The following is an 18,682-nucleotide window of genomic DNA, read 5'->3' on the forward strand; positions in this document are numbered from 1 at the left end:
GGAAGAGGTTCATCATGAGCGAATCCACCCAAAGCACCACCGGACGCAGTCCGTTCACCAGGCCCGGATTCATCATCTCGGCCGCCCTGGTCATCGCAATGATTGCTGCCGTCGTCGTGATCTTCTTCCTCCCGAAGGGAGACGGCACCGCACAGCCGGCACCGTCCTCATCGTCGGACAACGTCTCGGCAGCACCCACGAAGTCTGGCGACGCCACAGGGAAAAGCATTTGCGGGCTGCCCTCGACGTCGGAGACTGCACTGGGGTCAACTCCAAAGTCGACGTGGACGCTTATCGGCAAAATGGCCGCACCCACTGATCCCAAGACCTTCGGACCGGGAGTAACCGACGAGGACGGCTTCCGGTCCTGCTTCGCACACTCGCCAACGGGAGCCCTCTACGCGGCAGCCAATCTCGTGGCTTTGGGTTCTTCAGGGGACCCCAAGCTCAATCAAAAAATGACGGACAGACTTTTGATGCCCGGTCCGGGCCGGGACATAGCCATGGCGGACTCCAGGACAATGCCGTCATCCGGCAGCTCCAACACCTCAGTCCAGTTTCGCGGCTTCGTTATCAAGAGCTATTCGCGGAGTGCAGCCAATGTGGACATCGCGTTTCAAACATCCGCCGGAGTGTTGGGGCATGCGGTCCTGCCCATGGAGTGGGCAGACGGCGACTGGAAATTAGCGATAGCGGACTCCGGCCGGCTGATCAACGACATCACCGCACTCAGCGATCTGAGTGGTTTCATCCCTTGGTCCGGGGCCTGACATGGCAGAAAAACAATGCAGTCTCATAGATCCCACGTGCGCGCTGGGCAATGTCGTCGCAGGAGCAACAAACGACGCTATAACGAATCTGGCGAAGTCGATCATGGAGGGCATGAGCCAGATGGTGACCACGTTGTCCACGTTCTGGGTGAGCATGCCGACGGCGAACCTTGCTACCGGGGACGGCGTGACGCCAAGTCCTGTCGTGGGCTTCGTCAATTCCGAACTCGGGTACTGGACGCTGGCGCTGGCGGTGCTGTCCGTCATCCTCGGCGGCACCCGGATGATCTGGGAGCAGCGCGGGGCACCGCTGAAAGACCTCCTCCGGTCCCTGCTGACCCTCACGCTGGTGTCCGGCCTCGGGCTGGCAGTGATCTCCATTCTCGTGATCGCCGCCGACGCGTTCTCCGCCTCGATCATTGACCGCGCAACGGACGGCAGGGGCTTCGCTTCAGCCATGAACATCCTCATCCTGACGAACCAGACCGGGGTCGGGGTCTTCATCCTGATCATCCTCGGCCTCGTGGGCCTGATCGCCTCGCTGGTGCAGATCGTCCTCATGATCGTCCGCGGCGGAATGCTGGTGATCCTGGCCGGCATCCTGCCGACAACGGCAGCCTTCACCAACACGGAGATGGGACGCCAGTGGTTCCAGAAAGCCGTCGGCTGGACCATCGCCTTCATCCTCTACAAGCCCGCCGCGGCCATCGTCTACGCCGTGGCGTTCAAGCTCATGGGCTCCTCCACCGGCAGCAACGTCCTGCTGGGATCCATCACCGGCTTCGCCCTCATGATCGTCGCCCTGCTCGCGCTCCCGGCGCTGATGCGCTTCGTCACGCCCATGGTCGGAGCGGTCGCTTCCGGCTCCGGCGGCGGAGCAGGAGCGATGGTGGGAGCCATGGCCACCGGTGCTGTCTCGATGGGACGCTCCGGCAGCGGACGCGGCAACGCATCCCCCACACCGGCCAGCCAGCCCGGACAGACCGGCGCCAGTGCCCAAGGCAGCAAGGGCGCCGGCGGCAGCAACGGCGGCAACGCCAAACCCACACCTGCCTCAACAGGACCCGGGGGAGCCCCGGGCAAGGGCACCACCGGCAGATCCGGCACCGCCGCGACAGCTGGGGTCGGTGCAGCATCGGGCGCGGCATCGGGTGCGGCGAAGGCCGCCGGGCCCGCCGGGTTCGTCGTCGCCGCCGGAGCACAAGTAGCGTCAAGGACCTCTCAGGCCGCACAACAGACCGCGCAGGATTCAACCGGGGAGGGCCCCAGTGGCAGCAATTAATACCGAATACAAGGAACCGTCCTACGGCAACTGGCGCGTTCCCCGCTCCGCCGGGCTGGGCAGCCTGGGCGCGATCGGCACCGGCATCGTCATGGCCGGTCTGCTGGCCGGCATCATCACCTTCGCGATTCTTGGCCTGCTGCCGGGCCTGAGTGTCCTCGCTGTCGCCGGACTGATCGTGCTGCTGCTGACGGTCAAGGACAAGCACGGACAGTCCACCGTGGACCGGTTCGCGACCCGGATGAACTTCCGCCTCGCCCGCTCCGGCGGCACCAACCTCTACCGCTCGGGCCCGCTCGGGGTGACCGGGTGGGGCCTGTACCAGCTGCCCGGCCTGGCCGCGAAGTCCCGGCTGTACGAGTTCAACGACTCCTACAACCGCCCCTTCGCCATGCTCCACGTCCCCACCACCAACCACTTCACCGTGATCTTCTCCACCGAACCCGACGGCGCGTCCCTGGTCGACCCGGAACAGGTCGACGCCTGGGTCGCGAACTGGGGCGGCTGGATCGCCGGCCTCGGCGACGAAGCAGGCCTGGAAGCCGCCGCCGTAACCGTGGAGACCGCTCCGGACTCCGGCTACCGGCTCCGCAACGAAGTCGAAATGAACATCCACCCCGACGCCCCGGAGGCCGCGAAGGCGATCCTCCGCGAGGTCGTCCGCACCTACCCGGAAGGCTCGGCCACCGTCCGGGCCTGGGTGTCCCTGACCTTCAGCGCGTCCCTGCGCACCGGGTCCCGGAAACGGGACCCGGAGGACGTCGCCCGTGACCTGGCCTCCCGGATCCCGGGCCTGGGTGCCCGGCTGCAGGCCACCGGCGCCGGGATCGCCCGGCCCATGCCGGCACAGGAACTCTGCGAGGTCGTCCGCATCGCCTACGACCCGCCGGCTGCGCTGATCATTGATGAAGCCCACGCCGCCGGATCCCCGGTCACCCTCACCTGGGGCGAGGTCGGCCCCACCGCCACCCAGGCCGGCTGGGATGACTACCGGCACGACAGCGCGTTCTCCGTGTCCTGGACCATGACCGGGGCCCCGCGCGGCTCGGTGAACTCCTCCGTCCTCTCCCGGCTGCTGGCCCCGCATGGGGACATCGACCGCAAACGCGTCTCCCTGCTGTACCGTCCGATGGATTCGGCCCGGGCGGCCGCCGTCGTCGAACGGGACCAGAACAACGCCAACGTCCGCGTCAGCTCCGGGAACCGTCCCAGCGCCCGCGCCCTGGTCGACGCCCGCTCCGCCGCGCAGACCGCCGCCGAAGAGGCCCAGGGGGCCGGGCTGGTGAACTTCGGCCTGGTCGTCACCGCCACCGTCACCGACGCGGACCGGCTCCCGGACGCGGTCGCCGCCGTCGAACAGACCTCGGGCACCGCGAGAGTACTTTTGCGCCGGGCCTACGGCTCCCAGGACACCGCCTTCGCCGCCTCCCTGCCCCTGGGCCTGGTCCTGCCCAGGCACATCCTTTTGCCCAGCGAGATCAGGGAGGCACTCTAAATGGCCCGCATGAGGCTTTTGCCAGCAAAGACAGTAAAGACGGCGAAGGCCAGGAAGTCCGCCACGGTCCGTGGGCGGGTTCCGGGGTCACGCGGCTGGGGCGGCCGTGGGGGAGGGGCTGCCGCCCTTGTCCCGGCGGTGCGTGAATACCGTGGGACCACGGTGCAGGTTTGCGGGCTCTGGCCGTTCAGCTCGGGTACGTCCTCGCCCATGATCGGTGTCCCTTTGGGCCGTCATGAGGAAACCCAGGCCACGGTCTGTTGTGACCCGATCAGCTGGTTCCAGCGCGCCCACCTGATTTCCAACCCCTCCGCGTTCGTCCTCGGGAAACCCGGTCTGGGGAAGTCCACGCTCGTGCGCCGCATGATGCTGGGTCTCTCCGGCCAGGGCGTTCACCCTCTGGTCCTTGGGGACTTGAAGGGCGAGCATGTGGACGCCATCGCCGCGCTCGGCGGGCAGGTCATCGAACTGGGCCGGGGACGCGGGTACCTGAACATCCTGGACCCCGGCCAGGCCGTCGAGGCCGCCCGGCTCCTCGAGGAACAGGGCCACCATGACGCGGCGGTCCGGGTGCGGGCCGATGCCCACGGCCGCCGCCTGACCATGGTCGTCTCCCTGATCACGATCAGCCGGAATAACCCGCCGACGGATCAGGAACAGACCATTTTGGACCGCGCCCTGCGCGTCCTCGATGAATCCTTCGACGGTGTTCCGGTCCTGAAAGACCTCCTCGACGTCATCATCGCCGCCCCGGACGAGCTGCGCCAGGTCGCCCTGGACCGGGGAGACATGACCGTCTACCTGCAGGAGACCCGCGCCCTGGAAGCCACCCTCCTGGGCCTGACCGGCGGCGGGAAGCTCGGCGAAATCTTCTCCCGCCACACCACGAACCCGATGCGGCGTGACCGCGCCGTCGTGTTCGACGTCTCCAGCATCGACGAGACTGAAACGGACCTGCAGGCCGCCGTGCTGCTGGCCTGCTGGTCCTACGGGTTCGGCACCGTCAACGTCGCCAACGCCCTCGCGGACGCCGGGCTGGAACCGCGCCGGAACTACTTCGTCGTCCTGGATGAACTCTGGCGGGCACTGCGCGCCGGCAAGGGCATGGTCGACCGGGTCGACGCCCTCACCCGGCTCAACCGTTCCGTCGGCGTCGGGCAGGTCATGATCTCCCACACCATGTCCGACCTCCTCGCGCTCCCGGCAGAGGAAGACCGGATGAAGGCCCGTGGCTTCGTCGAACGCTCCGGCATGGTCATCTGCGCAGGCCTGCCCGCCTCCGAGATGCCGCTGCTGACCGCAGCGATCCCTCTCTCGCGGCAGGAACAGCAGAAGCTCATCTCCTGGCAGGACCCGCCCGCCTGGGACTCCCGCGGCGGCGACGTCGAGCCCCCTGGACGCGGGAAATTCCTGATCAAGGTCGGCGGCCGCCCCGGCATCCCCGTCCAGATCGGGCTCACCTCCATCGAGGCGTCCCTGAACGACACCAATAAACGCTGGTTACCGAACAGTGAGAAGTTCGCGTGAATTTTGACGCTTTTGGCGTGAACTTGAGCATGCCCGGGGGTTGCAGCCGGTGTGGATGCTCAGGTTCGTCGAACCTGTTGGCCCTCGACGGTGAGGTCGGGGTGCTCGACGGTGTTGAGGTAGCGGGTGGCGCCTTCGACGCTGAGCCCGAACATGTCGCAGATGCGGCGGATGTTGCCGCCGGTGGCGTGGATCTCGTGCAGGATGCGGTCCTCACGGAGCACCTGGGGTCGCAGCGTCAATCCGGTCCAGGGGAACTGGCGACTGACGGGGAGGAGCCTGGGTGCGGTACGCCGGTTGATGAGCAGGTGCGGGTTGGCACTTTCTGGCCAGGTCCGGTTGCGGTGGTCGAGCCAGATTGCGAGGCGGGTGCGCACGGGCGCGGCCAGCGGGATGTCGCGGTTGCCGAGTACCAGATGTCCGTCGCTGATGTCGGTGAGCCGCAGCGCGCTGAGCTGTTTCTTGGTCAGTGCGTGGAAGGCGACCAAGGCAACCGCGAGGGCGACGACCGGGTTCGGGGAGTTCAGCTCCTCCCGGATCACTGCGGCGTCAAGGGCGAGAGGGATAGTGCTGCCCTTCGGGGATGCTTTCATCCCGCGGGTCGGATTGGCGAAGATGAGCCGGCGACCTTTGAGGGTCGTGAAGAGCGACTTGAGCCCGTTCCCGGCGATGTGGCGGCGGGCCGTCGTTTCGTCCAGCGCGGCTGTGATGTCGGCGCGGGTGACCTCGGCGAAGGACTGGAGGCCTGCCTCGGCCCAGGCGTGGATGATGGGTTCGATGCCCAGGATGTGCGCCCTGATGGTCTTGGGGTCGCGCGGGATCTGCCGTGGCGCCTGGTGGGCGCCGTTGGTCAGGACTTGCAGCCACACCTCGAGCTGGTCCTTCATGACCGGTGGCAGGGTGCTGATCTTGGCAGCGAAGTAGCGTTCGATCCGGGTCGGCCGGTCCTCGATGAGCAGGCCGGCCGCGGCCAGAACGTCGATCGTGGAGATGACGTTGCCGGAGTACTGGCGCAGTTGGAGGACGTCGGTGGCGCGGATCTTCGCGGTCGGGCTGAGCCGCAGACCCTGCAGCAGCCGCAGCGATCGGGTCACGTCGTTGCGTTGCCGCTTGCTCCAGCCGGCCCTCTGGGCGTGTTCACGGACGATGGCGGCGCAGTAGCGGGTCAGGTCTCTGTCTTCGAGGCGGGCACGCGCTGCGACGGCCGCGGGATCGGGCGCCATATCGAACAACGTCATCTGCACGCCGTGGTCGGCAGCCGAACCGGTGCCGGGCAGGTTGTTCTCGTCCCGCCGCTTCCATGGGGCGCGTTGGTCCGGGCTCAACGGTGGTGCTCCCCGACGTGCGAAGGTCATGTTGGCGAAGAAGAGCTGGTGGCCAGCCTTATTCGCGCCGGCCAGGTCCAGGCCGTGTCCGGGCTCCTGGAGCATTCGGGCCTGTTCCAGACACAGGCGGCAGGCCCGTCGCTCTCCGATACGGGCCGCGCGCCCGCAAAAGTCGCAGATTCCTTCCGGATTGTGGGAGCGCCACCAACGACACTGCCAGCACGTCCAGTTGTAGCGGCGGTAGACACCCCACGCCAGACAGTCCTTGCACGAGCCTGGGTGTTGCGGGCTGCCGGGATGGCAGCTGGCGCACATGCCTTGGCTGAAGTAGCCCGTGTTGGTGCCGCACTTGGAGCATGGCGGCGGGATGAACGGGCCGCCGGGAAGGCAGTCATAGCAATAGTCCACCCGAGGGTGGGCCCACGCGACACGGTTGATCTGGCAGTGGGGGCACATCGATGGCGGCCGCAGCGGCGCCGTCGGGCCCGGGGCGGGACTCACAACAGCCTTGCCTATAGGGGCGGCTCGGACCGCGGCTTGCCGAATCTCGGCGCCACGACCGGCGATACCCCGCCATTGCCGGCGCTCTGGCGCCGGTCATCGCCGTTGACGGTCTCTGTGACGCGTGGACGACGTGCCGCGACCTTGTCCGGCTCGGGGCTCATCAGGTCCGTCGGCGTGCACTTCAACACTGAGCAGAGCACGTCGAGCTCTTCGAGTCTCATCGTCGCCGGTGTTCCGGCCCACCACGAGGACATCTTCCCGGCGCTGATCTCCAGCCCGGCCTCGGCGAGCATCCGGCGCATCTGCGCTGACTTCCAGATCCCGCGTTCGGCTGCTCTGATCCGCAGGTTCCACTGCACGGCCTCATCCTTCCTTCTGTGTCGCCGCGAGCCGGGACTCAACCCGGACGTTGGCGTTCTTCCAGGCCAGCTCGACGTGCTCGCTGCGCACGTGGATGTAGCCCGATGTAGTCGCGAGCCACTGATGCCCCAGCAGCTCTTGGAGGGCCTTGATGTCCATCCCGGCCCCGTACAGCGAGGATGCGCAGTAATGCCGCAGAACGTGGGGAGTCATCCGTCCCGACCATGCCGGCAGCCACTGCTCGACCTGCAACCCCAGGGTGCGCCGCAGGGCGTTGCCACCGACCCGGCCGCATCGTCCCAGCTCGGAATCGAACCGCTCCGAGGGGAGCAAAGGTGCGTCGGGGTCAGCCCAGTCCTCGCCGTACTGGTGTCGGACCTCGCCCAGCCACCAGTCGATAAGCTCGGCCGCGCCGTTGATCGCCGGGACCAGGCGCGGCTTCGGGCCACGGCCCTGTGTTCCCTTGCCGAACCGGACGTGGAGCTTGCCGAACCCGCCCAGGTCCGGGCGCCAGTCACGGATGTCGAGCATCACCGTCTCGTTGATCCGCAGCCCCAGCCGACGCCACAGCGAGGCAGCGAAGTAGTCCCGCGCGGCGGGCAGATACTTGCGGGCCCGCGGGATCGAGTGCCGCCAACAAGTAAAGAAAGTTTCGATCTCGGCATCCGACGGCGGCACTCTGACCTTGCCAAGCGCCGCCCCGGACTGGCGGTTGAACTCATCGATGGGCTGCTCGACCAGCACCCCGGCCACCCGATGGATCCGGCCCTGGTAGCGGCTGATCATGAACTCATAAAACAGCGCCAGTGTCCCTGCCTTGCCGGCCCTGGTGCTCACGCTGCGGCCCAGCCGTCTCTGTTCGGCCAGGAACCGGTCGGCGTCCTGGCAGGTCGCCGCCCACAGCGGGCCCGTCACCGACCGGGCGAACTCAATAATCGTCGCCCGGGTACTGCGGATATGCGAGTCGCTCAGACCAGCCGCCGCCATCGCCAGCGCGTACTGATCAACGATCTCCTGCTCGAAATCCTCGGCCGCCTGCGCACTCCAGAACGCCGGATCCATGGCGCCGCCACCGGGCAACGCCACCAGCACCATCAGCTACCAACTTCAGAAGGAGCGAGCATGCGTCGACATTACGCCCAAACCGTCACTCTCGTCGACGGTTCGTCGATTCGGGCCCCAAGGGGCTCCGAACCGACATCACCTGCTCAAACGCGAATTACGGCCGCAGAACAGGCCAACGAACCTGAGCGAATAGAGATAGCGGAAACCCGGCCGCAACCGGAAGCATCTGCCGGGCTCCGGGAAGAGGGTGCGGCATGAGCGCCCCGAACCGCAAAGGAACCGGCCTGGACGACGCGCTGGGGATCTGGCTCGCCATCGGTGCGGCCGTCATTTTTGGCGGCGGTTCCTGGGTCTCCGCGCACCTGGGATCCTGGATGGCCGGCATCGACGCCCCTCCCGCGCACCCGATCGATCTGATCGCCGGACTGGCCAAGGGCCGGGTGCCGTGGCCGGTCCAGTCCACGATCGTGGCCTGCGTCTTGCTTGGCGTGCTGGTCGCCCTGACGGTGACGGTGGTGGTGGTCCGCTCCCGCAGCGCGCACAAGCGCACCCGTGTGGATAAGGCCGCCGTCCACATGGGGCGTGGCAAAGACCTGGATCACCTGGGCACCAAAGGGGCGACGGCCACCGCCGTGCGGCTTGGAGTGGAGAACTCCACGGGTGTGCGCCTCGGCCGCAGTGTCGCCGGGAAGCGCCCGTTGTGGGCTTCCTGGGAGGACATGCTGATCCTCATTGCCGGGCCCCGGACCATGAAGACCACGTCCTACGCCGTCCCGGCGATCCTCGACGCGCCCGGTGCGGTAATTGCCACGTCGAACAAGCGCGACATCGTGGACGTCACCCGTCCGATCCGGTCAGAGGTCGGCGACGTGTGGGTCTTTGACCCGCAGGCCGTCGCGGAAGAACAGCCCAGCTGGTGGTGGAACCCTCTGTCCTACGTCAAGCACGAAGCCACGGCCGGGAACATGGCCCAGCACTTCGCTAACGGCTCCCGCGAGCCAGGGACGAAGCCGGATGCCTACTTCGACCCGGCAGGGCAGAACCTGCTCAAGGCTCTCCTGCTGGCCGCCTCGCTCAACTCCACGCCGATCACGCAGGTCTACACCTGGCTGACCCGCCCGCACGACGAGGCCCCGGCCGACATCCTGCGCACCGCAGGCTATGACCTGCTGGCAGACATGGTTGTTGGCCACATCAGGGAACCGGAAAAGCAGCGGGCCGGCGTCTACGGCACGGCACGCCAGATGGTCTCCTGCCTGACCGACCGCGACGTCAGCCAATGGGTGACACCCCTGCCCGGCACCACGGTGGCCACCGATCCCCGTCCCCGGTTCGTCCCCGAAGAGTTCGTGCGCGGAAAAGGCACGCTCTACAGCCTCTCCCGCGAAGGGGTCGGCACCGCCGGCCCCCTGGTCACCGCCCTGACCGTCGCCGTCGTGGAAGCAGCCGAAAAGTACGCCACCTCCCAGCCCGGCGGCCGGCTCGCGACACCTTTGCTGGGGATCCTGGATGAGGCTGCCAACGTGTGCCGGTGGAAGGCCCTGCCGGACCAGTACAGCCACTACGGCTCCCGCGGCATCATCCTCATGACCATCCTGCAGTCCTGGTCCCAGGGCGTCGAGGTCTGGTCCCTGGAAGGCATGCGGAAACTCTGGTCCGCGTCGAACGTGAAAATCTACGGCGGCGGCGTCTCCGAAGTCGGCTACCTCGACGAGCTCTCCCGCCTGATCGGGCAGTACAGCTACATCAACGTCTCCCGCAGCCACAGCAAAACCGGGTCCTCATCCTCCCGGCAGGAGAACAAGGACGAGATCCTCTCCGTGGCCGACCTGACGGCACTGCCGCGTTTCCGGGCCATTCTACTCGCCTCCGGCGCCCCGGCCACCATGATCGAAACCATTCCGTGGATGAACGGACCCCACGCCCAGAAGGTCAAAGACTCCCTCGCCGCACAGAGAAGGTCCAGCGGGAGCCGGTGACCGTTCCCGCGCACAACCCCTGGACCGATGGGGAGAAGGCGTGAGTGAAGAGTTCGGGGACGCCTTCGGCGACGACGAGGCCCAGTCCACAAGCGGCGGTCAGAGCCATGCCGGGCCTGAGCCTGAGCTGGTCTACTCCGGTGCCGTGGAGTTCTTCGCCGAGCTCCTGGCCCAGTCCTATGTCCGGGAAGTCAACGAAGGGGCGGCCTTCGCCTGGTGCCCCGAATGGTACAAACACCCCGAGGCCCTGATACGGATGGAATCAATCTGGCGGGCCTGGGAACACCTCCGCCTCGATCCCGCCCTCGGGATCAGCACCTGGTGGCTGAACCACGCAGACCCCCACATGCGCATCCTCATGGACAAAGAAGGCGCCTTCAAGAAATGCGCCTACGACGGCCACAAGCCACCCTCTCCGGAAAGGTCAGCCCTCCCGCACGTCGTACCGGAGGCAGGGATCTTCGACTGACAGCGCAGCTGGTCCCGCCAGCGCGATAACTCATGCGCCTTCCAACCGGAGGCATGCGAGACATGTCTATGAGACCCACTGCGTCTGCGAAAGCCAACAGATTAAAATGTCTCCCTACCTTGCCTCGCAGCTGACTCTCACGTTCGATGTAATCAAACAGCGTTGTAAGACAACTCAGAGGCGGAGATGCCCAGGCTGATCGGATATGCGCGGATGTTTGCCAGGTCGTAGCAGGGGGCAGCTTGTGGGGATCGGGCTGCCGGATTGCGGCCGTTCCTCCGTCAGAGCGGCTTTGGCGTGGAAGGTCAGAGCGCCCATGCTTCGTAGCCTTGGACTTTGTCAATCATCTTTCGGGGGCTGTTGCCTTCCTGGGCGAGCCAGAGGACGTTGGAATCCTGCGTGGCGTGGTCAACGCGGCCTATACGAACGGGGTCTCCCTCCCGCCGAATTTCCACTGTTGCTCCGATCAGGTGGTACCAGTCATCACGGCGGATTGCCATGGCGGTTCCTTTCATTGTGGAATTGCTACCAGCCGCGCTCGGCGAGGCGGTGCGGCTGCGGGATCTCGTCGACGTTGATGCCGACCATGGCCTCGCCCAGGCCGCGGGAGGCCTTGGCGATCTCGTCCGGGTCATCGAAGAAGGTGGTGGCCTTCACGACGGCGGCGGCGCGCTGGGCGGGGTTGCCGGACTTGAAGATGCCGGAGCCGACGAACACGCCGTCGGCGCCGAGCTGCATCATCATCGCGGCGTCGGCCGGAGTGGCGATCCCGCCGGCGGTGAACAGGACCACGGGGAGCCTGCCGGACGCGGCAACCTCCTTGACCAGGTCGTACGGGGCCTGCAGCTCCTTCGCGGCGACGTACAGCTCGTCCTCGGCCATGCCGGCGAGCTTCTTGATCTCGGCGCGGATCTGGCGCATGTGGGTGGTGGCGTTGGAGACGTCCCCGGTGCCGGCCTCGCCCTTGGACCGGATCATGGCCGCGCCCTCGTTGATGCGGCGCAGGGCCTCGCCGAGGTTGGTGGCGCCGCAGACGAAAGGAACGGTGAAGTTCCACTTGTCGATGTGGTTGGTGTAGTCGGCCGGGGTCAGGACCTCGGACTCGTCGATGTAGTCCACGCCGAGGGACTGCAGGACCTGGGCCTCGACGAAGTGCCCGATCCGGGCCTTCGCCATGACCGGGACGGAGACGGCCGCGATGATCTTGTCGATCATGTCCGGATCGGACATGCGGGACACGCCGCCCTGCGCGCGGATATCGGCGGGAACGCGTTCCAGCGCCATGACGGCCACGGCACCGGCATCCTCGGCGATGCGGGCCTGCTCGACGTTGACGACGTCCATGATGACGCCGCCCTTGAGCATCTCGGCCATGCCGCGCTTGACGCGGCTGCTGCCCGTGATCCGTGGAAGAGGTATTGGGTGGTTCACGAAGTGTCTCTTTCCTTAGGTCTTGTGGTTCCAGAAGCCGGTGCGGCATAGTCACGATCCGTGCGCCTTTGCTGCCGCGTGGCGAATCTAACGCAGCACTACGGTCCTGTTTCCCTGGAGGATCACGCGTCCCTCGCAGTGCCAGCGGACGGCGTTGGACAGTGCTTTGCACTCGGTATCGCGTCCGGCGGCCACGAGATCGTCGGGCCCGAAGGTGTGGTCCACTTCCACGACTTGCTGGGAGATGATGGGCCCTTCATCGAGCTCGGCGTTGACGTAGTGGGCGGTGGCTCCTACGGTCTTCACGCCCCGGGCGTGCGCCTGGTGGTAGGGCTTCGCACCTTTGAAGCTGGGAAGAAAGGAGTGATGGATGTTGATTGCCCGACCGTCCAGCCGGCGGGTCAGTTCGTCGCTGAGGACCTGCATGTAGCGTGCCAGGACGACCAGTTCGACGTCCAACCGGTCGACGAGTTCAAGGAGGCGTTCTTCGGCCGCAGCCTTGGTATCTGGCGTGACGGGCACATGGAAGAACGGAATCCCGTGCCATTCCACGATCCCTCTGTGATCCGGATGGTTCGAGACGACGCCGACGATATCGATAGGCAGTTCCCCGATGCGTGCCCGGAACAGCAGGTCGTTGAGGCAGTGCTCGAATTTGGAGACCATGATCAGGACCCGCCGTTTCGACCCGTGGCGCCGCAGCTGCCAGTGCATGCCGAATTGTTCGGCTACGGACACGAAGGCATCCCCGAGCGAATCAACGGTGGCGTGGTCCCCGGCCGATCCAAAGTGGATCCGCATGAAGAAGTGGCGGTCCAGCTGTGAGTCGAATTGTTTGCTTTCCAGGATGTCGCAACCCTGTTCCAGCAGGAATCCGGACACTGCGTGGACGATTCCACGCGTTTCCGGGCAGTCGAGTGTCAGAACGTATTCGGGGGCACTGCTATTTGCGGTTTCCACAGTTCAGCACTCGATCACGTTCACGGCGAGGCCTCCGCGGGAGGTTTCCTTGTATTTGGTTTTCATGTCGGCTCCTGTTTCGCGCATGGTCTTGATGGCTTTGTCCAGGGATACCTTGTGGCTGCCGTCGCCGTGGAGGCATAGGCGGGCGGCGTTGATCGCTTTCACGCTGGCGATGGCGTTGCGTTCGATGCAGGGGATCTGCACCAGCCCGCCCACGGGGTCGCAGGTCAGTCCGAGGTTGTGTTCGATCCCGACTTCGGCGGCGTTTTCCACCTGCGCCGGTGTTCCGCCCAAAACCTCGCAGAGCCCGGCCGCGGCCATGGAGCAGGCGGACCCCACTTCGCCCTGGCAGCCGACTTCCGCGCCGGAGATGGAGGCGTTGATCTTGAAGAGAATTCCGACGGCGGCCGCGGTGAGGAGGAAGCGGACGACGCCGTCGTCGTTGGCACCGGGAACGAACTTGACGTAGTAGTGCAGCACGGCCGGGACGATGCCGGCGGCGCCGTTGGTGGGGGCGGTGACGATGCGTCCGCCGGCGGCGTTTTCCTCGTTGACGGCGAGTGCGAAGAGGTTGACCCATTCCATCGCCAGCAGGGGATCAGCGGGGGCCTGGACGGGATCGGGCGTGCCTGCAGCGGTGGCGGCCGAAGCGGCGAGGGTCCGGAACAGTGAGGGTGCGCGCCGTTTGACGTTCAGGCCACCGGGCAGGATGCCTTCGGCAGCGCAGCCGTTGTCCACGCATTCGCGCATGACAGCCCAGAGGCCCAGCAGCTTCCCGCGGAGTTCCGCTTCGCTGCGCCAGACCAGCTCGTTGGCGAGCATCACGTCGGAGATGGACATGCCTTCACGGCGGCAGATTTCCAGGAGCTCATCGGCAGTGGTGAACGGGTAGGGGAGGACGGTGGCGTCGGCCACGACTCTGTCGGCGCCTTCCGCGTCGCCGTCCACCACGAAGCCGCCGCCAATGGAGTAGTAGCTGCGTTCGCTGAGCACTGCCCCGGTGTGGTCCAGCGCCCGGAAAGTCATGCCGTTGGGGTGGGCCGGGAGGGACTTGCGCCGGTGCAGCACGACGTCTTCGTCCCAGTTGAAGTCCACCCGGTGGTCGCCGTCTATCCACAGTTCGGCGTCAAGGGCGGCTGCCGCAACCTGGTCATCTGCCGTGGCCGTGTCCACCGTTTCCGGGTCCAGGCCTTGGAGCCCGAGGACCACGGCTTTGTCCGAGCCGTGGCCCCGGCCGGTGGCGCCGAGGGAGCCGAACAGTTCGGCCTGCACCCGGACTGTGGCCGGCAGTTGGCCTTCCTCGCTCAGCCCGTTGGCAAACCGTTTGGCTGCCCGCATCGGGCCGACCGTGTGGGAGGAGGACGGCCCGATGCCAACGGAGAACAGGTCCAGGACGCTGAGTGCCATTACGGGACCTCGGGAGAGGCGTATTCGCGCATGGCGTCGAGGAGCCAGCGGCCCAGGAAGTATGCGAAGGAGGCACGCGGGAAGATGCGGTAGCTCTCGTCTCCGGTTTTCCAGAGGATGGCGGGGATGTTGCCGATCTCGGTGGACAGCGCGGTGCCGGTCTTCAGGACACGGGGGTGGAGGTCCAGGGAGCATCCCTTTTCCAGCGCGGCCCGGGCCCGTGGGCCCTTGAGTTCGAACGTGGTGCGGTTGGCAGAGAGGTCCACGACCTGGCCTTCGCCGTCGCCTAAGGCCGAGCGCAGTGCCTGGATGAGATTGCCGCCGAGGGATTCGTGGGCTTCGGTGGGTGCCACGACGAGGAATTCCTCGGGTCCCATCCAGAGCACGGCGGTGTCGCCGGTGCCGCGGACGTCTCCTGACCTTGGGGGCAGCCCTCCGGTGACGGAGGAGATTCGCATTCCTGCTTCGGTGTCCGGGTCAACCCTGACGCCGACCATGGTTAGGAATTGCACCTCGCTCAGCTCCACCGCGCCCGTAACGGACCCTGATTCAAAGGCCGCTCTCAGGATTGAGGCGGGGCTTTGCCGGGCATTCCGGATCTGTTTTGAGTTTTCGAGTGCTGCTGTTTCAGCCATCTTTGCGGGTCCCTTCGGGGTCAAAAAGTACGGTTTCGGCGACGACAACGTCAACCAGCTGGTTCCCGGCGGCGGCCACGAGGGTCTCGCCGATGCGGTTGCGGCCGTTCTGGATCAGGGCCAGGGCGAAGGAACGGCCCAGGGCGGCGCTGTGGTAGCTGGAGGTCACGAACCCCTGCATGGGCACGGAGCCGTAGGCGGGGTTGACGGTGATGCCCTTTTCCACGAGCTGCGTGCCTTCGGGCAGGCGGATCGTTCCGTCCACCGGGAGCACGCTGACCAGGTGCTTGCGGTCGGTGCGGACGGCGTCCGTGCGGTTGTAGGAGCGCTTGCCGATGAAGTCCTTGGCCTTGGAGACGACCCATTCCATGCCGGCGTCCTGCGGGGTGACGGTCCCGTCGGTGTCCTGCCCGACGATCGGGTAGCCCTTTTCGGCACGCAGCACGTGCATGGTTTCGGTGCCGTACGGGGTGATGTTGAACTCCGCACCGGCGGCGGCCACGGCTTCCCAGGTGGTGAGCCCGTACCAGGACGGCACATTGATCTCGTACGCCAGTTCGCCGGAGAAGGAGATGCGGCAGATGCGCGCCTGCACTCCGGAGGCCAGCGTGGTCTCCCGGAAGGTCATGAACGGGAACGCCTCGGCATCCAGACCGCCGTCGGCGGCCAGCTGCGGGGCGAGCTTGGCAATCACGGCCCGGGACTTGGGGCCGACGACGGCGATGGTGGTCCACTGTTCCGTCACGGAGGTGCAGTGCACGTCCAGTTCGGGCCACTCGGTCTGGTGCCATTCCTCCAGCCAGTCCAGCACCTTGGCGGCGCCGCCGGTGGTGGTGGTCATGAAGTACCGGTCCTCGTCCAGGCGCAGGGTCACGCCGTCGTCGAAGATCATGCCGTCCGGGGTGCACATGACGCCGTAGCGGGCCGATCCCGGCGCGAGCTTCTTGAAGGCGTTGGTGTAGACGCGGTTCAGGAATTCGCCGGCGTCCTTGCCCCGGATCTCGATCTTGCCCAGGGTGGTGGCGTCCATGAAGCCCACGGAGCCGCGGACGGCGGCGCATTCCCGCAGGACCGCGGTGTCCATGTCCTCGCCGGCCTGCGGGTAGTACCAGGGGCGCTTCCACTGTCCGACGTCCTCGAACAGGGCTCCCCGGGCGACGTGCCACGGGTGGATGGACGTCTTGCGGGCGGGGTCGAAGAGCTCGCCGCGCTGGCGTCCGGCCAGGGCTGCGAAGGCCACGGGGGTGAACGGGGCACGGTAGGTGGTGGTGCCGATGTCGCCGATCCCGCGGGATGCTTCGCCGGCCTGGCGGAGGGCCGCGGCGATGACGCCGATGGCGTTGACGCCGGAGGTCTTGCCCTGGTCGTTGGCGGTGCTGATGGAGGTGTAGCGCTTGATGTGTTCCACGGACCGCATGCCCGCCCCGGTGGAGCGCAGGACGTCGGCCACCGACTGGTCGCGCTGGAAGTCGACGAAGTGGTGGTGCCAGTCTTCCGGCGTACCGGACTGACCAGGCACCAGCCACAGCTGCCGGGTCGGGGCGGACGCCGTCGGCTCGCTGATGACGGTCGGCTGCGTAACAGACGCGAAGCCGGCGGCGATGCCGGCCGCTGCTCCGGCGGAGATGCCTTCGGCCAGGCAGTCCTCGAGTTCGAAGCTGCCGCGGCCGGAGCCGACGATCTGCTGGTTCGGGACCACGGTGCTCGGCACGAAGGCCGCCAGGTCATCATCCCAGCGCAGCTTTCCCTGCCGCTGCGAGTGGAGGTGCACCAGCGGACTCCAGCCGCCGGAGACGGCCAGCAGGTCGCAGGCGATCTCTTCGATACCGGAGGTGAGTGCGCCGTCGTCGTTGATGCTGCGGACGGTCACGCTGCCCAGCCGGCCGTCGGCGGACTCAGAAGCGGCGGTGTCCGCGACGGCGCTGCCGATCAGCACCCGCGTGCCGGATTCGACGGCGGCAACAGCCACGTCCGAGAGGCGCGGACGGGCGTCGATGACGGCCGCGACGGTGACGCCGGCAGTGCGCAGGTCAGCAGCCAGGGCGTAGGCGCTGTCGTTACTGGTGCTGATGACAACGCGCTGCCCGGCTGCCACCGCGTAGCGGTTGAGGTAGCTGCGGACGGCAGAAGCCAGCATGATGCCGGGGCGGTCGTTGTTCTCGAAGACCAGCGGGCGTTCGTGGGCGCCGGGGGCCAGCACCACCTGGTTGGCGCGGATGTGCCAGATCCGCTGGCGGGACACGCCGGGCGCGGCCGGGCTGGAGAGGTGGTCGGTGCGGTTCTGAACGGCGATGACGTAGTTGGCGTCGTAGGCGCCGAAGGCGGTGGTGCGGTTCAGCACGGTGCATTCCGCCGCCGAGATCAGTTCGGCTTCCACGCCCTCCACCCATTCCCGCGCCGGCTTGCCTTCAATAGCCTCAGCCAGTTCCGGCGCAGTGGATCCGGACAGGAGCGTTCCGCCCAGTTCGGGCTGATCGTCCAGAAGCATCACGCGGGCACCGGTGCGCACGGCCTCGCGGGCGGCGGCCAGGCCTGCCGGGCCGCCACCAATCACCAGGATGTCCGTGTGGACGTACTTCTTGTCGTACTCGGCGCGGTCATCCTCCGGGTCCAGGCGGCCCAGGCCGTTGAGCAGGTCCGCCTTCAGGCCGTCCACCAGGGTGACCGTGGTGGCGGGGAGCATGGACTCGGCCACGTGCCCGGGGAAACGCGGGGCGAGCCTGACCAGGGCGTTGGCTTCCTCCACCCCGGCGGACATGATGCCGCGGGGCCGGTTCTCGTAGAGGGAGTTGCCGGCGGCGATCCGGCCGTTGGCCAGCAGGGCCGAGGCGAGTGTGTCGCCGGGGTGGCCGGTGAATTCCTCGCCGTTCACGGTGAAACGCCAGGAGATGCTGCGGTCGATGCGTCCGCCGGCGGCGAGGCGGGCGTTCTGGGAAGTCACTTGGTTGCTCCTTCCGGGGCGGGGGTGCTGGAAGCGGTGCTGGTTGCGGAGATGCTGGGCGCGGTGTTCCCGGTGGTGGTGCTGTCAGCGCCGGTGCTCGCGGTGCCGGATTCTGCCGCTGCCGGGATGGCCGTTGCAGGCCGGGGTGTGCCCATCGGGTAGACGGCCTGGATGTCGTAGCTGACGGTGTCGCGGAGCATGTTGAACCATTGCCGGCAGCCGGTGCTGTGGACCCAGCGCTCGGCGAAGGCACCCTTGGTGTTGTCACGGTAGAACAGGTACTCGGCCCATTCGCGGTCGGTGAGCTCTGCCGGGTTGGCGGGGTAGGCCACGTGGGCCTGTCCGCCGTAGTGGAATTCTGTTTCGTCCCGGGGGCCGCAGTTGGGGCAGGGGATCAGGAGCATGTCCTTACCTCTTTCTAGTGGGCCACGGCGGCGGCGCCGTGTTCGTCGATCAGGGCACCGGTTTCGAAGCGTTCCAGTGCGAAGGGCTTGTTGAGCCGGTGCGGGGCACCGGTGGCGATGGTGTG

General features: G+C 66.9%; 16 protein-coding genes. 6 read left to right on the forward strand and 10 right to left on the reverse strand.

Translation table 11 applies throughout. From position 1 onward, the window contains the following. Positions 1-14 precede the first annotated feature (14 nt). The 4 genes from J9611_RS05330 to J9611_RS05345 are packed head-to-tail and all read left to right on the forward strand — an operon-like array spanning position 15 to position 5,074. The gene (locus tag J9611_RS05330; RefSeq protein WP_211878337.1) at positions 15-770 is read left to right on the forward strand and encodes a DUF8175 domain-containg protein; all 756 of its coding nucleotides are present in this window, start codon (positions 15-17) and stop codon (positions 768-770) included. Position 771: 1 nt separating this feature from the next. After that, the gene (locus J9611_RS05335) at positions 772-2,052 is read left to right on the forward strand and encodes a TrbL/VirB6 family protein (RefSeq protein WP_211878338.1); all 1,281 of its coding nucleotides are present in this window, start codon (positions 772-774) and stop codon (positions 2,050-2,052) included. Beyond that, the gene (locus tag J9611_RS05340) at positions 2,039-3,547 is read left to right on the forward strand and encodes an SCO6880 family protein (protein WP_211878339.1); all 1,509 of its coding nucleotides are present in this window, start codon (positions 2,039-2,041) and stop codon (positions 3,545-3,547) included. The genes J9611_RS05335 and J9611_RS05340 overlap by 14 nt, the downstream gene beginning before the upstream one ends. Then, positions 3,548-5,074 (forward strand): helicase HerA domain-containing protein, encoded by a 1,527-nt coding sequence (locus J9611_RS05345; RefSeq protein WP_211878340.1) that lies wholly within the window; start codon positions 3,548-3,550, stop codon positions 5,072-5,074. It begins immediately after the preceding gene. Between the two features lie 59 nt (positions 5,075-5,133). On the opposite strand, the gene J9611_RS05350 is transcribed toward J9611_RS05345, so the two are convergent. The 3 genes from J9611_RS05350 to J9611_RS05360 form a co-directional block, all read right to left on the reverse strand. Continuing rightward, positions 5,134-6,504, reverse strand: a complete 1,371-nt coding sequence (locus J9611_RS05350; protein WP_246527400.1) for a site-specific integrase — start codon at positions 6,502-6,504, stop codon at positions 5,134-5,136. Positions 6,505-6,911: 407 nt separating this feature from the next. Continuing rightward, a complete protein-coding gene (locus J9611_RS05355) occupies positions 6,912-7,262 on the reverse strand; it encodes a helix-turn-helix domain-containing protein (RefSeq protein WP_211878341.1) in 351 nt (116 codons plus the stop codon). A 4-nt stretch (positions 7,263-7,266) separates the two neighbouring features. Continuing rightward, positions 7,267-8,358, reverse strand: a complete 1,092-nt coding sequence (locus tag J9611_RS05360) for a tyrosine-type recombinase/integrase (protein ID WP_246527401.1) — start codon at positions 8,356-8,358, stop codon at positions 7,267-7,269. A 224-nt stretch (positions 8,359-8,582) separates the two neighbouring features. Here J9611_RS05360 and J9611_RS05365 point away from each other — a divergent pair, with 224 nt between their 5' ends. Together J9611_RS05365 and J9611_RS05370 are read left to right on the forward strand one after the other, a co-directional pair. Next, positions 8,583-10,307: a type IV secretory system conjugative DNA transfer family protein gene (locus tag J9611_RS05365; RefSeq protein ID WP_246527402.1), complete on the forward strand. Its 1,725-nt coding sequence runs from the start codon at positions 8,583-8,585 to the stop codon at positions 10,305-10,307. Between the two features lie 40 nt (positions 10,308-10,347). Continuing rightward, the gene (locus J9611_RS05370) at positions 10,348-10,776 is read left to right on the forward strand and encodes a DUF4913 domain-containing protein (RefSeq protein WP_211878343.1); all 429 of its coding nucleotides are present in this window, start codon (positions 10,348-10,350) and stop codon (positions 10,774-10,776) included. A gap of 305 nt (positions 10,777-11,081) precedes the next feature. On the opposite strand, the gene J9611_RS05375 is transcribed toward J9611_RS05370, so the two are convergent. From J9611_RS05375 to J9611_RS05405, 7 genes are all read right to left on the reverse strand, one after another. Further along, on the reverse strand, positions 11,082-11,276 hold the full coding sequence (locus J9611_RS05375) for a hypothetical protein (RefSeq protein ID WP_211878344.1): 195 nt from the start codon (positions 11,274-11,276) through the stop codon (positions 11,082-11,084). A gap of 25 nt (positions 11,277-11,301) precedes the next feature. Beyond that, positions 11,302-12,207: a pyridoxal 5'-phosphate synthase lyase subunit PdxS gene (pdxS, locus tag J9611_RS05380; protein WP_307857026.1), complete on the reverse strand. Its 906-nt coding sequence runs from the start codon at positions 12,205-12,207 to the stop codon at positions 11,302-11,304. An 87-nt stretch (positions 12,208-12,294) separates the two neighbouring features. Next, positions 12,295-13,167 carry a formyltetrahydrofolate deformylase gene (purU, locus tag J9611_RS05385; protein ID WP_211878345.1) on the reverse strand — a complete coding sequence of 291 codons (873 nt, stop codon included), beginning with the start codon at positions 13,165-13,167 and terminating at the stop codon, positions 12,295-12,297. A 3-nt stretch (positions 13,168-13,170) separates the two neighbouring features. Next, complete coding sequence (locus J9611_RS05390; RefSeq protein WP_211878346.1) at positions 13,171-14,577, reverse strand: L-serine ammonia-lyase; 1,407 nt, start codon at positions 14,575-14,577, stop codon at positions 13,171-13,173. After that, on the reverse strand, positions 14,577-15,212 hold the full coding sequence (locus tag J9611_RS05395) for a sarcosine oxidase subunit gamma (RefSeq protein ID WP_211878347.1): 636 nt from the start codon (positions 15,210-15,212) through the stop codon (positions 14,577-14,579). Before J9611_RS05395 ends, J9611_RS05390 begins: the two co-directional genes overlap by 1 nt. Next, positions 15,205-18,153 carry a 2Fe-2S iron-sulfur cluster-binding protein gene (locus J9611_RS05400; RefSeq protein WP_211878349.1) on the reverse strand — a complete coding sequence of 983 codons (2,949 nt, stop codon included), beginning with the start codon at positions 18,151-18,153 and terminating at the stop codon, positions 15,205-15,207. Before J9611_RS05400 ends, J9611_RS05395 begins: the two co-directional genes overlap by 8 nt. Continuing rightward, positions 18,150-18,557: a sarcosine oxidase subunit delta gene (locus J9611_RS05405; protein WP_211878350.1), complete on the reverse strand. Its 408-nt coding sequence runs from the start codon at positions 18,555-18,557 to the stop codon at positions 18,150-18,152. Before J9611_RS05405 ends, J9611_RS05400 begins: the two co-directional genes overlap by 4 nt. Between the last annotated feature and the right edge of the window lie 125 nt (positions 18,558-18,682).

The sequence above is a fragment of the Pseudarthrobacter albicanus genome, assembly GCF_018224015.1.
Classification (GTDB): Bacteria; Actinomycetota; Actinomycetes; order Actinomycetales; family Micrococcaceae; genus Arthrobacter; species Arthrobacter albicanus.

What these genes read in the sequence shown, in the direction of transcription:
- J9611_RS05330 (WP_211878337.1), top strand. Translation starts at nt 15, where the DNA reads ATGAGCGAATCCACCCAAAGCACCACCGGACGCAGTCCGTTCACCAGG.
- J9611_RS05335 (WP_211878338.1), top strand. Translation starts at nt 772, where the DNA reads ATGGCAGAAAAACAATGCAGTCTCATAGATCCCACGTGCGCGCTGGGC.
- J9611_RS05345 (WP_211878340.1), top strand. Translation starts at nt 3,548, where the DNA reads ATGGCCCGCATGAGGCTTTTGCCAGCAAAGACAGTAAAGACGGCGAAG.
- J9611_RS05350 (WP_246527400.1), bottom strand. Translation starts at nt 6,504, where the DNA reads ATGCTCCAGGAGCCCGGACACGGCCTGGACCTGGCCGGCGCGAATAAG.
- J9611_RS05360 (WP_246527401.1), bottom strand. Translation starts at nt 8,358, where the DNA reads ATGGTGCTGGTGGCGTTGCCCGGTGGCGGCGCCATGGATCCGGCGTTC.
- J9611_RS05365 (WP_246527402.1), top strand. Translation starts at nt 8,583, where the DNA reads ATGAGCGCCCCGAACCGCAAAGGAACCGGCCTGGACGACGCGCTGGGG.
- J9611_RS05375 (WP_211878344.1), bottom strand. Translation starts at nt 11,276, where the DNA reads ATGGCAATCCGCCGTGATGACTGGTACCACCTGATCGGAGCAACAGTG.
- J9611_RS05390 (WP_211878346.1), bottom strand. Translation starts at nt 14,577, where the DNA reads ATGGCACTCAGCGTCCTGGACCTGTTCTCCGTTGGCATCGGGCCGTCC.
- J9611_RS05395 (WP_211878347.1), bottom strand. Translation starts at nt 15,212, where the DNA reads ATGGCTGAAACAGCAGCACTCGAAAACTCAAAACAGATCCGGAATGCC.
- J9611_RS05405 (WP_211878350.1), bottom strand. Translation starts at nt 18,557, where the DNA reads ATGCTCCTGATCCCCTGCCCCAACTGCGGCCCCCGGGACGAAACAGAA.